We start from the raw sequence: 13,895 nt of genomic DNA on the forward strand, positions 1-13,895 counted from the left end.
CGGTTTAGCCATTTCATAAATTCCCGATCCGGGCAGACGGATTTTAATTTTCGCCTCAGATTGCTGATATGGGTATTGACTGCTATTCGCTGATTTTTCGCTTTCATGAATTTTTTGTGTCTACAGCTTGCACTTTACAAAAAGACAAGCTATGATAAGGCATATTAGAGTTTGTTTTTATGGGAGGGTATTACATTGAAAACAAGAAAAATCGGCGTCATCGGCCTTGGTCATGTGGGCGCACACGTAATGTACAGCCTAGCCGTGCAGGGAATTGCGGACGATCTGGTGCTGGTGGATGCAGACCAGAAGAAAGCCACCAGCGAATGCCAGGATTTGACGGACAGCATTGCCTATCTGCCCCACCGTGTACGTGCTTCCGTTGGAGATTTCAGTGACCTTGGCGACTGCGACCTCATTATTAACTGTATCGGTAAAATTGAACTGCTGCACGGCAGCATGAACCGTGTACTGGAAATGGGCTTCACCATTCCCGCTGTCAACGGTTATGTGGACAAAATGAAAGCATCCGGCTTTAACGGCATTCTTATCAACATTACGAACCCCTGCGACATTGTCACACGTCAGCTTGCGCTTGGTCTTGGTCTGCCCCGCGGCCATGTTTTTGGCACCGGCACCGGGCTGGACACTTCCCGCCTGCTGTCCGTTCTTGCACAGCAGACAGGCATCGACCAAAAATCCATTACCGCCTATATGATGGGCGAGCATGGTGTCAAACAGTTTTCGCCGTGGTCCTGTGTATCGTTCCGCGGCCGTTCGCTGGACGACTGGGCAAAAGAAGACGAACGTTTCCGCTTTGACCGTGACGCCATGCAGCAGGCCGCCATTCATTCCGGCTGGGTTACATTCTCCGGAAAATGGTGCACTGAATATGCCATCGCCACCACTGCCGCGCGCATGGCAAGCATTGTCCTGCACGACGAGAAAGCGATTATGCCGGCCAGCTGTGAGCTGTGCGGTGAGTACGGCGAAAGCGGCCTGTTTGCCGGTGTACCGGCCGTCATCGGCAAGGACGGCATTGAGCAGATTTTAGAGTTGCCGCTGACCGATGCTGAAAAAGCGACTTTCCACGAATGCTGCAACGGTATCCGTAAAAATATGGAACAGCTAAAAGACCTTTGCTGATAAAAAGCAACAAAAAGGACTGTCCTCAGTGTGGACAGCCCTTTTTTCTTCCCTCGTGTTTTATTTCAGTTCGGCAATGGTTACACCGCTTTCGCCCTCGCCGTAAGTACCCAGCCGATAGCGTTTTACATTGGGGTGACGTTTCAGATGCTCCTGCACCGCTTTGCGCAGGACACCTGTCCCTTTGCCATGGATAATCGTGACCTGTGTCAAATTGCTGCGGGCGGCGTGGTCCAGAAACAGGTCCACATTGGCAATGGCCTCGTCCGCCGTTTGCCCACGCAAGTCAAGCTCTGAAGGCGCCGCTGCGCTGGAAAAGCGATGGGATACCGTACGGGTGCGGCGGCGTTCCGCCTTCCGCTTTTCCGCGTCGCTGACCAGCTGCAAATTTTCCACATCTGTTTTGGTCTTGATGACACCGGCCTGTACCACCACATGCTTGCCATCCGCAGAAACCTCCACCACAGATGCCGGACGGTCTAAATCCACCAACCGTACTGTGTCACCTACCCGCAGCGGCCGCGGCAGCTGACCGCCACGGCGGCGGCGCTTCTGCACCGGGTCCGCGGTTTCTTCCATTTTGCGTAAATCCGCGTTCAGCTTTGCCTTCTGTTCTGCGGTAATTTGTTTGTTCTTCTGTTTCTTCAGTTCTTCCAGCTCATTGAGGAGAAGGTCTGACTGTCCGCGCGTGCGGGAAACCAGAAGGCTGGCCTGTTCACGGGCACGGTCCATTTCCTTCTGTGCGTTTTCTTCCAGCTCCGCTTTTTCTTTTTCGGCGCTTTCCAGTGCCTTCTTTGCCTCCAGCAGGTCACGCTGTACCTCTGCCCGCTCATCTTCCAGTGAACGGCGGGATTCCTCCAGCTTGCTGACAACATCCTCAAAACGGGTGTTTTCCTGCGAAACCAGCTGCTGCGCATTCTCCACAACGGACGCTTTCATCCCTAAGCGGCGGGAAATGGCAAACGCGTTGCTGCGTCCCGGCACGCCAATCAGCAACCGATAGGTTGGCTGCAGTGTCGCCACGTCAAACTCGCAGGAGCCATTCTGTACCCCGGGGGTATCCAGCGCATACGCTTTCAGCTCCGCATAATGCGTTGTCGCGGCAATGCGGGCACCCTGCTGTCGCAGTTGTTCCAAAATAGAGGTCGCCAGTGCCGCACCCTCTACCGGGTCCGTGCCGGCGCCCAGTTCGTCCAGCAGCACCAAACTTTTCCCGTCTGCCTCCTGCATAATGCGGATAATATTGGTCATATGCGCGGAAAATGTGGACAGGTTCTGTTCAATAGACTGTTCATCGCCGATGTCCGCCAATACACGGTCAAAAACTGAAAGTCTGCTGCCGTCCGAAACCGGCACCAGCAAGCCACACTCTGCCATAAGCGTCAGCAGACCGATGGTTTTCAGCGTAACGGTTTTGCCGCCGGTATTGGGGCCAGTAATAACCAATGTATCAAAATCTGTGCCGAGCCGTATGTCCGTAGCAACCACCTTTTTGGGATCAATCAACGGATGGCGGGCGTGCTTCAGATCCAATTCCCCGCAGTCGTTCATCTCCGGCAGTGTTGCTTTCATCTTATAGCCGAGGCTGGCTTTCGCAAAAATCAGGTCCAGCTCCGCGGCATACTGGCAGCTGTGAATGATGCTGTCCGCAAAAGAGCCGGCTTCCGCCGAAAGTTCCTGCAAAATGCGGTCAATTTCGTTCTTTTCGTCGTTTTGCAGGACACGTACTTCATTGTTGGCTTCCACAACCGCCATTGGCTCCACAAATACGGTGGCACCGCTGCTGGATGAATCATGCACCAGCCCGGACACTTCACCGCGGAACTCCGCCTTCACCGGCACAACATACCGGCCAGAACGCTGGGTAACGATTGGGTCCTGCAAAAACTTCTGATAATATGGCGAGTGGACCATTTTGTCCAGTTTTTCACGGGCACGGGTGCTTGCCGCGCGGATTTTGCGGCGAATGGCGGCCAATGCCGGTGAAGCATTGTCGTTCATTTCTTCTTCGGTCGCAATGGCACCGTAAATTTTTTCTTCCAAATATTTATTGGTAACAATGCAGTTAAAGCGGTCATCCAGTGTCGTTTTGATTCCTGCGCTTTTGCTGCGCCAGTCACTCACGGCACGCAGGCAGCGCAGAACGCCCGCTATGCGCAGCAATTCCCCCATGTTCAGCACACCGCCGGAGGAGGCGCGGCGCAGCGGATTGGCCACATCGTGCAGTCCGCCGAAAGCCGGTGAACCGAACTTTGCCATCAGTCCGTACGCATCCCATGTTTCCTGCAGCAGGCGCTGCACACTGGAAAGGTCCTCCAGCGGGCACAGCTGCTCCGCCATATCTGCCGCCGCGTCGCTGGCGGTTTCCTGCTTCAACAGATGCAGAATCTTGTCCAATTCCAACGCATGAAAGTGGTGTTTCGTCTGTTGGTCCATGTCTTCCCTCTGTTTCTATGATATTGATTTTTATTCTATGTGAAATACAAAAAATTTTCTGTCGTTACGCGGGAGGCTGCACCACGGTATGGTAAAAGTCCAATGTACGGAAGTGATATTCAATCCGATCCAATAGGTATTCCTCACTGGCGCGCGCCAGCTCCTGCTGCCCCTGCTCCCCCAATGTAAACGAAAAGAGTTTCGGAAGGTCGGCATACACGGTGTGGCGCAGAGCGGTCAGTGCCCCTTTGTGCAGGGCTATCCCGTCCTGCCGTCCGTTTTTCTGCCGGCAGCTGGGGCACAGCAGTTCGCCCTGCAGCGGGTAAAAGTACATGATGCTGTCCTCATACTTCCGGCACTGGGCACAGCCGATAAGGTCCGGCATATAGCCCGCCAGGCTCAGCATACGCATCTCGGTGGCGGCCTTTACAACCGGCAGCGGCCGTCCGCCGCGGCACAGCCGCCGGAACGCACACAGCAGCAGCCGCAGAAAATCCGCCGCTTTTTCGCTGTCCTCCTGCGGAGCCAGCTCTCCCGCTAGTTCGCAAAAATACTGTGCCAACGAAAGACGGCCGATATCCTGCCGCAGCTCAAAAAAAACTTCCAGCGGCTGGGCGTCATCTATGATATATTTATCTTTTCCGCAGAATAGCAAAATCCGCGCATAGCAGAAAAGCTGAGTGGCCGAAACCAGGCTGCTTTTTGCCGCGCGGCTGTTGCGTGCAAAGGCGCGCACGACCCCGCGGTCGCGCGTCAGGACCGTTACCAGACGGTCACGCTCCCCTACATTGGAGACCCGGATGACAACTCCCTGTGTCTGTACCCGCATCCGGCTGCTCCTCTCCTTTGCTGTTCTCTGCCCTGCACTGGGCATAGCGTAGATAATCCTGTACGCTGCCCGTTTGTACAAAGCAGGACCAGGCTGTATTTTCGTCCATTGCGGCTCACTCCTTTTCCCGTGTGCTCTGATTTTCAAGCACATACGCTTATCACCAGTATGCGCACCAGCGGGAACGGTTATGAGTGGCAAATAAAAGAATTTTCGACACCTTTCGGCAGACATTCGCCCGCCGTTTATGGTAAAATACGCTGCAAAAGTTTACTGCAGAAGGTCCTTGGTATTAAAACCAAAGCTGCGCAGCGCAGCCTCTTTGTTGCGCCAATTTGGCTTTACCTGCACCTGCAGCTGCAGGTTTACTTTAATGCCGTAAAAATGTTCCAGTTCCTGGCGAGCCTGCGTGCCGATTTCCCGAATCATGCGGCCACCTTTGCCGATGATGATTCCCTTATGGTTTTCACGCTCACAGTAAATGTCCGCGTCAACGTCCAGGCAGGAACCGTCTTCCCGTTCTTTCAGATGTGTGACCACGACAGCAACGCCGTGCGGCACTTCTTTGTCCAACAGACGCAGCATTTTCTCCCGCACAAATTCGCCGGCCAGCACACGTTCCGGCTGGTCCGTCAGGGTATCGTCCGGGAACAGGTGTCCGCCCGGCTGGCTCAGTTTTTTCAATTCAGCCTTTAGGTCCTGTACACCATCGCCGGTGCGCGCCGAAACCGGCACGACCGCCGCAAAGGGGTACTTTCCGCTCAGCTCGGTAATCTGCGGAATTAACCGTGTCTTATCCTGCAGCAGGTCAATTTTATTGATGCATAAAACCGCCGGCAGCTTCAGCCCCCGAAACCGTTCCAGCAGGTCCTTGTCCGCCGGAGAAATGCCGGTACCGGCTTCCACCACCAGCAAAGCCGCATCCACACCCGCAACGGAGGAAGTCACGCTTTTCACCATGTATTCGCCCAGCCTGTCCCGTGGCTTTAAAAGCCCGGGGGTGTCCAGAAAGACCAGCTGGTCCGGCCCTTCTGTCAGCACGCCCATAATACGGGTGCGTGTTGTCTGCGGCTTTCGGCTGACAATAGCCACTTTCTGGCCAAGCATCCGGTTCATCAGCGAACTTTTGCCGACATTTGGTCTGCCGACAATGGCGAAAAAAGCTGATTTTTCATTTTTCTTGTTTTTTGGCATAAAGTACCTCTTGTTGTCTGCCGTATTCCGGCAGGAAAATTTCGTTTCCACCCTGCTATTTTCTGCGGAAAAATGCACGCAGCTTGTCCGCCAGCAGTTTCGGGCCAAGGTGCACATAAAGGACAGCCGCGGCTGCCGAAAGCGCCAGCAGTACCAGTAGCAGCGGTCGGCCGCACAGCCACCAGAACCCTGCCGCGATGCAGGTGGGCTTTCCAAACAGAAAAATGCCCACTCCGGCGGCAAAGCAGGCATTGATCAGCACCGCTCCCGCCGCAATATCCTTAACACGGCGCACGCTGCTGCTATAGGCGGTGTTTTCCGCGTCACAGGCAGCCTCGACCGCTGTATTAAAAACCTCGGCCGCACAGACACTGCCAATCGCCAACAGCAGCACCGCATATTCCATCCACCCAAACTGAAAGAACGGTGAAAACAGAAGTGTATAAAAAGCGGCTACCGTGTGAAACCGCATGTGACGTTCCTGATTGATGCAGAAAAGGATTCCCCGCCCGGCAGCGCGCAGGCTTTTCAGTAAATGCACTTTGTCATTCCCACGCTTTCTTCTTCCCTCCAGCAGGCCGGCTGCCCGTACGGGGAGTTAGATATCGTCCTCGTCCAGCACATAGCTGCTGCTGCTTGGCAGCCCCAGCTCCGCCATGACCTGCTCTTCTTTTTCACGCATATGCACACGCTGAATACCCTCTTCATGGTCATAACCCAGAAGGTGCAGCATGCTGTGGGCAGTCAGATAGCCGACCTCCCGTTCCAAACCGTGACCATAGCGCTCCGCCTGCTCCACTGCTTTTTCCATGGAGATAACAATATCCCCGAGGACCTTTGCCCCATTGGAGTAATCTGTATCATATACGCCGTCCTCGCCCATCGGAAAACTGAGCACATCGGTCGGTGCGTCCACGTCGCGGTACTGTTTGTTCAGCTTGTGTATCTGGTCGTTATCAACAAAGATTACACTGATTTCAGCGGACTCTGTAAAATGTTCCATACGCAGGACTGCATTGCAGCAGCGGCGCACCAGCATACGCAGCCCGGTCGGAATTTTGACTGCCTTTTGACGATTATCTATCATGACTCGAATTTTTTCCATGATTCGTATTGGCCTCCTCATATTTTTCGTATGCCTTTATAATTTCCTGTACCAATTTATGGCGCACAACATCGCGGCCGGTAAACTGGACCTGCGCAATGTCCGGTACACCGCGCAGAATTTTTGTAACCTGTTTCAGGCCGCTTTTTTGGCCGTCCGGCAGGTCTATCTGTGTAATATCACCGGTAATGACCATGCGGCTGTTAAAGCCAAGACGCGTGAGGAACATTTTCATTTGCTCCGACGTTGTGTTCTGTGCTTCGTCCAGAATAATAAAGCTGTCGTCCAGCGTACGCCCGCGCATATAGGCGAGCGGCGCAACTTCGATATTGCCGCGCTCCACATAGCGCTGATACGTTTCCGTCCCCAGCATATCGAACAGGGCATCATACAGCGGCCGCAGGTAGGGGTCTACCTTCTGCTGAAGGTCACCCGGCAGGAAGCCTAGCTTTTCGCCGGCCTCCACCGCGGGGCGTGTCAGAATGATGCGCTGAACCTGCTGTGCACGGAAAGCCGTGACCGCCATTGCCACCGCCAAATAGGTCTTTCCGGTACCGGCAGGCCCTACACCAATGGTAATTGTGTTCTTTGCAATCGCGGCGCAGTAGCGTTTCTGCCCCAGTGTTTTCGGCTTAATGGGTTTTCCCTTGCAGGTAACGCAGATGCAGTCCCCCGCCAGCGCCTGCACTTTTTCCTCTGCGCCGTCATTGACTAAACTCATGCAGTAACGCACATTCTGTTCGGTCAGCGTTTCTCCACGGTTAATCAGTGACAAAAGGCTGTTGACCGCACGCACAGCACGCTCCACACCCTCCGGCTCGCCGGAAACCTTAATTTCACTGTCCCGCGCAACAACCGACACACCATATTCTTTTTCGAGAAGCCGGATGTTTTCGTCCATGCTGCCAAACAGCGCGGACGCCTGTTCCATCCGGTCTATAGGTATCCTTTTTTCAAACAAATACTTCACCTGATGCTTATCGAATAATCAAATGCGGTATCTCAAAAAGCCGCATTTTTTAGTATAATCAAACAAAATAGCTGTTAAAATACATTTATATTATCATACCACAGAACACAAGCCGCGTCACTAGGTTTTCTGCAAGTTTTTTGTGTGTAAAATGCCAAAAAAACAAATTTTTCCGCTGTACCGGAGCAGAAAATTCCACGCCTGCATTTTCCCCCTACGCGGGCGAACCATCCGCGGCGATTTTTACTTCTTTAGCGATATTTTCCCGACAGGTCAGCTTTCGTATAACCGTGATGCCTGTTTTGTCCTCTTTCACGGTATCGCGGTGCTGTACCACCTTGGCACCGGGCAGGTCTGTTTTCTCTTTTACGGCCAGCATTTTTACCGCTTCCGCCTCCGCCTGCCGGCGCGTACGCTTTTCTACTGTCTGTCGGACCGGTGTCAGCACCTCCCGTGTTACAGTGAGCGGCAGTTCCTTTCCGCACAGATGAACGGCGGTCCGCTCACCGGAACGCTGCACTTTCCCTTTCGGCGGCAGCTGCATGGAAAGCGGCAGCTGTACCCCAAAAACCGACAGTGCCCGCCGCTCAACAGACGGGCCGGCAGGCTCCCAGTGCTGTATGGCAAACGGCATCTGCACCGTCAATGTATGCGATGTCTGCGCGATAACGGTGCCGGCAGCATGATACAATGCCATAAATTTTTCATCTTTATTTTCCACCACCGGCGAAACCAGCAGCTGTCCCGGGGAAACGCCGTCACCTACCTGCACTTTGGCAGTCCCCGCATGGATATGCATTTCTACAACAACGCCGCTTTGCACCGCCTGCAGCTGATACCAACCCCTTTGGTCCGTAACCGGCGGCTGTTCATCTTTTTCCGTCAGCTGTACATACACATCTCCGCCATGGTCGTTGACACTAACCCAGCTGATGTTTGGGAACTTCTCCATTAGGCGCGTCTGCACCGCCCGCGCGGAAAATCCGCGTTTTGCACAGCCGGGCGCAATACCCTGCTGCTGCAGCGCCGACCGAATATCTTTTTCCGGAATGCTTTTGCAGCCGGAGATTTCCACAGTCCAAAAAAATTGTCCCAGCCCCAGCAGCACCACACAAAACAGCGCCGCACCCGCCGCCAGCCCCGGCCGGCCGCGCAGATGTGCAATTTTCAGCGGCAGACCGCACCGCCGCTGGACCCGCAGACGCACATGTGCCTGTCGGGCCGGCTTGCGAAGCACGCGGTACTGACCCGCCCGCACGCAGGCAGTCATTCCCTTCTTTCCCGGACGCACCTGCCAAAGATGAATGCCCGCCCGCGTACAGCAGTTTAAAAAAATTTCACCTCCATGGGGAGATACAATGCGGAACCGTACCCAGCCCATCAGCCAGCGCATCAGTTTCATGGCTGCTCCCCTCCATTCTCCGGCAGCGGCGTCAGCAGTTCCCCGCGTGCGGCGTAAGCTATTTCCGTAATGTATCCGGAAACAATTAACGAATGCTGTTCCAAACTGTGCAGCGTCAGCCCGCGCCCGACAAACCGCAGCACCCCGTGTCCGTAACGAATGCATACTACGTTTTGGGTATATTCCAGTACCCCGCCGCAGCCGTCCACGGTTGCTTCCCTGTTCCCGGCAAGTTCCAATTTCTCACCGGACTGCACCAGCAGTGACGGTTTTTCCGGCAGCCGCATCACTTTCCGCCTCCTTTTTCAACCATTTATCAGAATATTGTTGAAAACTTTTCCTTCTACATAGGCAATAAATATTCTGTCCCCCTGCTGCATATTCTTAAAAAGAGGGGGGCTGTGTATGTACAGAAAAGCTGCGGGCACGGCGGCTCTCTGTTTGGCGGCAGCTTTGCTGGTTTTTCCAAAGGCAGCCGCGCAGGGGGCCTCGGCGGGTATTTCCACCTGCCTAACCGTGCTGATTCCATCCCTGTATCCATTTTTGGTCATTACCGTGTTTCTAATCAAAAGCGGGGCAGCTTCTGCCATCGGTCAGCGCATCGGCGGACCGTTCGCGCGGCTGTTCGCTCTGCCGCCTGCCGCTGCGCCAGCCATTCTTATGGGCATGGTCGGCGGCTATCCCACCGGCTCCCGCGGGGCAGAAGCCCTGTACGAAAGCGGCGAACTGACCGCCCAGCAGGCAGAACGGCTGGTGCTGTTCTCCGTCAATGGCGGTCCGGCGTTCATCTGCACAGCGGTCGGGCTTGGTTTCCTCGGCAGCGCACGCAGCGGACGGCTTTTGTTGGCTGTTCACCTTTGTGCTGGCCTTTTGGTTGGAATTCTGGTTGGCCTGCGCCACCACCGGGAACCGTTCCCACCCCCTCGACAGGGAAAATGGCCCGGCCCCGGCAAGGCGCTGCTGGCGGCCGCGCGCGATGCGGCCGCTTCTATGCTATTGATGTGCTGTTTCGTTATTTTATTCAGTACTTTCCTGTGTATACTGAAAATGTTCCTAAGCGGCCCCGTATTGGCGGCGCTGGCTGGTGTAAGTGAAGTGACGCTGGGCTGCCGCTCCCTTGGCGCACTGCACGCGCCGCTGTGGTGCTTTGCGCTGGTGCTGGGCTGGGGCGGTTTATGCGTTCACCTGCAGGTCCTGCAGGGACTTTCCTTTCCTGTACATACTGGCCGGTTTTGGCTGTGCCGGATTTTGCACGGCGGACTTTCCGCGCTGATGGTGCTGCCCTTTGCAAATCGGTTTTCCCCGGTACCCGTTCCCTCTGGACCCTCAATCGATGTTTTCGGCAGCTTTGCCCAAAGCCAGCCCGCGCTGTCCGGCAGCCTTGCCGCGGGCATTGCGCTGGTAGTGCTGTGTGCCGCACTGTTAATGGATGGTGGCGGCAGGCAGGATTCTATGCTATAATGATGTTTAAATAGTCTTATTCCTGATTTGGTAGAAGATGGAAGGAGGCCAATCGCCTTGAAAGTGCAGACGAGCTGCTTTTTCAGCAGCAGTATTCCACCGCGGTGTGATTACTGTGCCCACGCGGCAGGTACGCAGCCCTGCCTTTCCTGCCTGCTGGGACGAGAATTCCCGGAAAGCGGCAGATGCTGCCTTTTCCGGTATGACCCGCTGCGGCGGGTTCCTACTGTACAGCCGCCGATTCCCAAGCCGGACGCGGAAAATTTTAAGCTCTGACAAAAAGCAGAAAAACAGCCACAGTGTCTTCTCTAAAGATACTGCGGCTGTTTCTATTTCATTTTTTAATTTTAATAATATCAGACGCTTTCGTGGAAGGTACGGGCAATGACTTCTTCCTGCTGTTCCCGGGTAAGACGGATAAAGTTAACCGCATAGCCCGAAACACGAATGGTAAGTGTCGGGTACTTTTCAGGATGATTCATGGCGTCTATCAGCGTTTCACGGTTCATCACATTGACGTTCAGGTGGTGGGCTCCCTGCGCAAAGTACCCCTCCAGCAGGGCCGTCAAATTATCTTCCCGCTGTGTTTCATCTTTGCCCAGTGCCACCGGCACAATCGAAAATGTGTTGGAGATGCCGTCCTGACAAACACTGCGGTACGGGATTTTCGCCACGCTGTTCAGGGATGCCAGCGCACCGGAGTGGTCACGGCCGTGCATGGGGTTAGCGCCCGGTGCCAGCGGTTCCCCGCGGCGGCGGCCGTCCGGTGTGGTGCCGGTCTTTTTGCCATACATCACATTGCTGGTAATCGTTAGCGCCGACATAGTGTGCTTTGCTCCGCGGTACAGCGGATGCTTTTTCAGCTCACCGATAAAGTATTCCACAATATCCACCGCCAAATCGTCGGCACGGTCATCGTCGTTGCCGTACTGGGGGAACGTTCCCTCCGTACGAAAATCCACGGCAATTCCCTGCTCGTCGCGTACCGGATGCACCTTCGCATATTTGATTGCAGAAAGGGAGTCTGCCGCAACGGACAGCCCCGCAATGCCAAACGCCATTAGCCGCTCCACATTCGTGTCGTGCAGGGCCATCTGGCTTGCTTCATAGGCATACTTGTCATGCATGAAATGAATAATATTATTCGCGTCCGTATAAAGCTGTGCCACATACTGCATTACTTTTTTGTAGTTTTCCCAAACCTTACTGTAATCCAGTACATCGCCGTTCAGCGGCGCAATGCCCGGCACCACCAGCTCACCCATACGCTCGTCCACGCCGCCGTTAATGGCCAGCAGCAGGCTTTTTGCAAGGTTGCAGCGCGCACCGAAAAACTGCATTTGTTTTCCCAGCTTCATAGCGGACACACAGCAGGCAATGCCGTAATCATCGCCGTAAATTGGCCGCATGATATCGTCATTTTCATATTGAATAGAATCGGTTGCAATGGAAATCTTGGCACAGTAGCGTTTAAACGCTTCCGGCAGGTGCTCACTCCACAAAACCGTAAGGTTCGGCTCCGGCGCAGTGCCAAGGTTGATAAGTGTATGCAGATAGCGGTATGAATTTTTGGTGACCAGCGAACGGCCATTCATGCCGACACCGCCGATGGACTCTGTCACCCAAGTGGGGTCGCCGCCGAAAAGTTCGTTGTATTCCGGCGTACGCAGATGCCGCACCAAACGCAGCTTAATAATGAACTGGTCCACAAGCTCCTGTGCGCCCGCCTCGGTCAGTGTGCCGTTCGTAAGGTCCCGCTGAATGTAAACGTCCAAAAATGTAGAAGTGCGTCCCAGGCTGGTCGCGGCACCGTTGTTTTCTTTGATACCGGCAAGGTATCCCATGTAAACTGCCTGTACTGCCTGCTGTGCCGTCGCCGCCGGTTTGGAAATATCCACCCCGTAGGACGCCGCTATTTTGGTCATTTCCCGCAGTGCACGGACCTGCTCGCTGACTTCTTCCGACAGACGGATACGCTCCTCTGTCATAGGGCCGTCCAATTCTGCGTGGTCTTTTTTCTTTTGCTCAATTAGGTAATCGGTACCGTAAAGCGCCACCCGGCGGTAATCACCGATAATGCGGCCGCGGCCATAGGCATCCGGCAGGCCGGTCAGCAGGCCGACGTGCCGTGCCGTCCGCACACGTTTGGGATAAGCGTCAAACACACCGTCGTTGTGTGTTTTGCGGTAAGCGGTAAAATGACGTTCAATTTCCGGGTCCAGCTGATAGCCATACTGTTCCAAACTTTCCTTTGCCATACGCATACCGCCGTATGGGTTCACCATGCGTTTTAGAGGTGCGTCCGTCTGCAGGCCGACAATCACTTCGTTTTCTCGGTCGATATAACCAGGCTCAAAATTGTTGATGCCGGAAATACGCTTGGTTTCTACGTCCAGCATACCGCCGTTTTCCCGTTCCTTTTGCAGAAGGTCCGTGCATTTTCCCCAGACCTTTTCTGTTTTCTCTGTGGGGCCGGTTAAAAAGGATTCGTCTCCCTCGTAAAGTGTATAGTTTTTCTGAATGAAGCTGCGTACATCAATTTCCCGCTGCCAGCGGCCTTCCTGAAAACCATTCCATGCACTGTTCATTTTACAGTACCTCCCGTTTGCTCTGGTGTCGGATTTCTTTCTCCTTTGTTTACTGGGAAATAGCACCGCTGCCACTGTTCCGTTAAGGATGGGTCCATTGCTGGCGTACCGGCCAGCCGGTACGGAATGCCCAGTACCTTGTACTTGTGTACGCCCAGCAGATGGTACGGCAGCAGCTCCACTTTCTGTACATTGGGTACTTTTTTGTCAATAAATGTGCGCAGCGCCTGCATATGCGCCTCACCATCCGTCAGCCCCGGCACGACTACATGGCGCACCCACACCGGTGTACCAGCTTTTTTGACGGCAGCCAAAAAATGCGTGGTTTCGGTTAAGCTTTGTCCGGTCATGCAGTGATAGCTTTCCTCTGTAATCTGCTTCACATCATACAGGACCAAATCGGTGTATTGTAGAATCTCGTCATAGCTGCCGCAGCCGTATCCGGCAGTGTCCAAGCAGGTGTGGATGCCCGCTTTTTTGCACAGCTGCAGCGTTTCCAGCAGGAACTCCGGCTGCAGAAGCGGCTCACCTCCGGAAAAGGTAACACCGCCGCCGCGTGAAAAGTAGGGCCGGCAGCGCAGAACTTTCCGTGTCACTTCTTCCGGCGTCATCTGGGTGCCGCCCTGTTCCTGCCATGTGTCCGGGTTGTGACAAAACAGACACCGCAGACGGCAGCCCTGCAAAAAAACCACTACACGAATGCCCGGGCCGTCCACCATTCCCATGGTTTCCAGTGAATGTACGTTTCCCAGTATCAAATCTCT

Annotated in this window: 13 protein-coding genes; 3 read left to right on the forward strand and 10 right to left on the reverse strand. The window is 54.4% G+C overall.

All coding sequences use genetic code 11. From position 1 onward, the window contains the following. The first annotated feature begins 195 nt into the window (after window positions 1-195). Window positions 196-1,146, forward strand: coding sequence for an L-lactate dehydrogenase (locus GJQ69_RS09320; RefSeq protein WP_086036714.1), 951 nt, complete (start codon window positions 196-198; stop codon window positions 1,144-1,146). A gap of 60 nt (window positions 1,147-1,206) precedes the next feature. Here GJQ69_RS09320 and GJQ69_RS09325 read toward each other — a convergent pair whose 3' ends face one another. The 8 genes from GJQ69_RS09325 to GJQ69_RS09360 all read right to left on the reverse strand — a co-directional run bounded on the left by GJQ69_RS09325 (window position 1,207) and on the right by GJQ69_RS09360 (window position 9,369). Continuing rightward, window positions 1,207-3,582 (reverse strand): endonuclease MutS2, encoded by a 2,376-nt coding sequence (locus GJQ69_RS09325; protein ID WP_086036715.1) that lies wholly within the window; start codon window positions 3,580-3,582, stop codon window positions 1,207-1,209. 64 nt (window positions 3,583-3,646) lie between these two features. Continuing rightward, complete coding sequence (gene recO, locus GJQ69_RS09330) at window positions 3,647-4,411, reverse strand: DNA repair protein RecO (protein ID WP_086036716.1); 765 nt, start codon at window positions 4,409-4,411, stop codon at window positions 3,647-3,649. A 270-nt stretch (window positions 4,412-4,681) separates the two neighbouring features. Next, window positions 4,682-5,605 carry a GTPase Era gene (era, locus tag GJQ69_RS09335; protein WP_086036907.1) on the reverse strand — a complete coding sequence of 308 codons (924 nt, stop codon included), beginning with the start codon at window positions 5,603-5,605 and terminating at the stop codon, window positions 4,682-4,684. A gap of 55 nt (window positions 5,606-5,660) precedes the next feature. Beyond that, window positions 5,661-6,146: a diacylglycerol kinase family protein gene (locus GJQ69_RS09340; protein ID WP_086036717.1), complete on the reverse strand. Its 486-nt coding sequence runs from the start codon at window positions 6,144-6,146 to the stop codon at window positions 5,661-5,663. A 57-nt stretch (window positions 6,147-6,203) separates the two neighbouring features. Then, window positions 6,204-6,710, reverse strand: coding sequence for an rRNA maturation RNase YbeY (gene ybeY / locus GJQ69_RS09345; RefSeq protein WP_086036718.1), 507 nt, complete (start codon window positions 6,708-6,710; stop codon window positions 6,204-6,206). Then, window positions 6,682-7,671: a PhoH family protein gene (locus GJQ69_RS09350; RefSeq protein WP_086036719.1), complete on the reverse strand. Its 990-nt coding sequence runs from the start codon at window positions 7,669-7,671 to the stop codon at window positions 6,682-6,684. Before GJQ69_RS09350 ends, ybeY begins: the two co-directional genes overlap by 29 nt. 223 nt (window positions 7,672-7,894) lie before the next feature. After that, entirely contained in the window at window positions 7,895-9,082 is a 1,188-nt protein-coding gene (locus GJQ69_RS09355) for a sporulation protein YqfD (protein ID WP_157659000.1), read from the reverse strand. Further along, window positions 9,079-9,369 (reverse strand): YabP/YqfC family sporulation protein, encoded by a 291-nt coding sequence (locus tag GJQ69_RS09360; RefSeq protein ID WP_086036721.1) that lies wholly within the window; start codon window positions 9,367-9,369, stop codon window positions 9,079-9,081. The genes GJQ69_RS09355 and GJQ69_RS09360 overlap by 4 nt, the downstream gene beginning before the upstream one ends. A gap of 118 nt (window positions 9,370-9,487) precedes the next feature. Between GJQ69_RS09360 and GJQ69_RS09365 the strand changes: the two genes are divergently transcribed. Both GJQ69_RS09365 and GJQ69_RS09370 read left to right on the forward strand, forming a co-directional pair. Continuing rightward, on the forward strand, window positions 9,488-10,543 hold the full coding sequence (locus GJQ69_RS09365; RefSeq protein WP_174193591.1) for a hypothetical protein: 1,056 nt from the start codon (window positions 9,488-9,490) through the stop codon (window positions 10,541-10,543). A 57-nt stretch (window positions 10,544-10,600) separates the two neighbouring features. Next, complete coding sequence (locus GJQ69_RS09370) at window positions 10,601-10,819, forward strand: hypothetical protein (RefSeq protein WP_086036723.1); 219 nt, start codon at window positions 10,601-10,603, stop codon at window positions 10,817-10,819. Between the two features lie 80 nt (window positions 10,820-10,899). Here the strand turns inward: GJQ69_RS09370 and pflB are convergent, their stop codons facing one another. Both pflB and pflA read right to left on the reverse strand, forming a co-directional pair. After that, window positions 10,900-13,131 (reverse strand): formate C-acetyltransferase, encoded by a 2,232-nt coding sequence (pflB, locus tag GJQ69_RS09375; RefSeq protein ID WP_086036724.1) that lies wholly within the window; start codon window positions 13,129-13,131, stop codon window positions 10,900-10,902. Then, the gene (gene pflA / locus GJQ69_RS09380; RefSeq protein WP_086036725.1) at window positions 13,128-13,889 is read right to left on the reverse strand and encodes a pyruvate formate-lyase-activating protein; all 762 of its coding nucleotides are present in this window, start codon (window positions 13,887-13,889) and stop codon (window positions 13,128-13,130) included. The genes pflB and pflA overlap by 4 nt, the downstream gene beginning before the upstream one ends. Window positions 13,890-13,895: the final 6 nt, after the last annotated feature.

Source organism: Caproicibacterium lactatifermentans (assembly GCF_013315815.1).
GTDB classification, from domain to species: Bacteria; Bacillota; Clostridia; order Oscillospirales; family Acutalibacteraceae; genus Caproicibacterium; species Caproicibacterium lactatifermentans.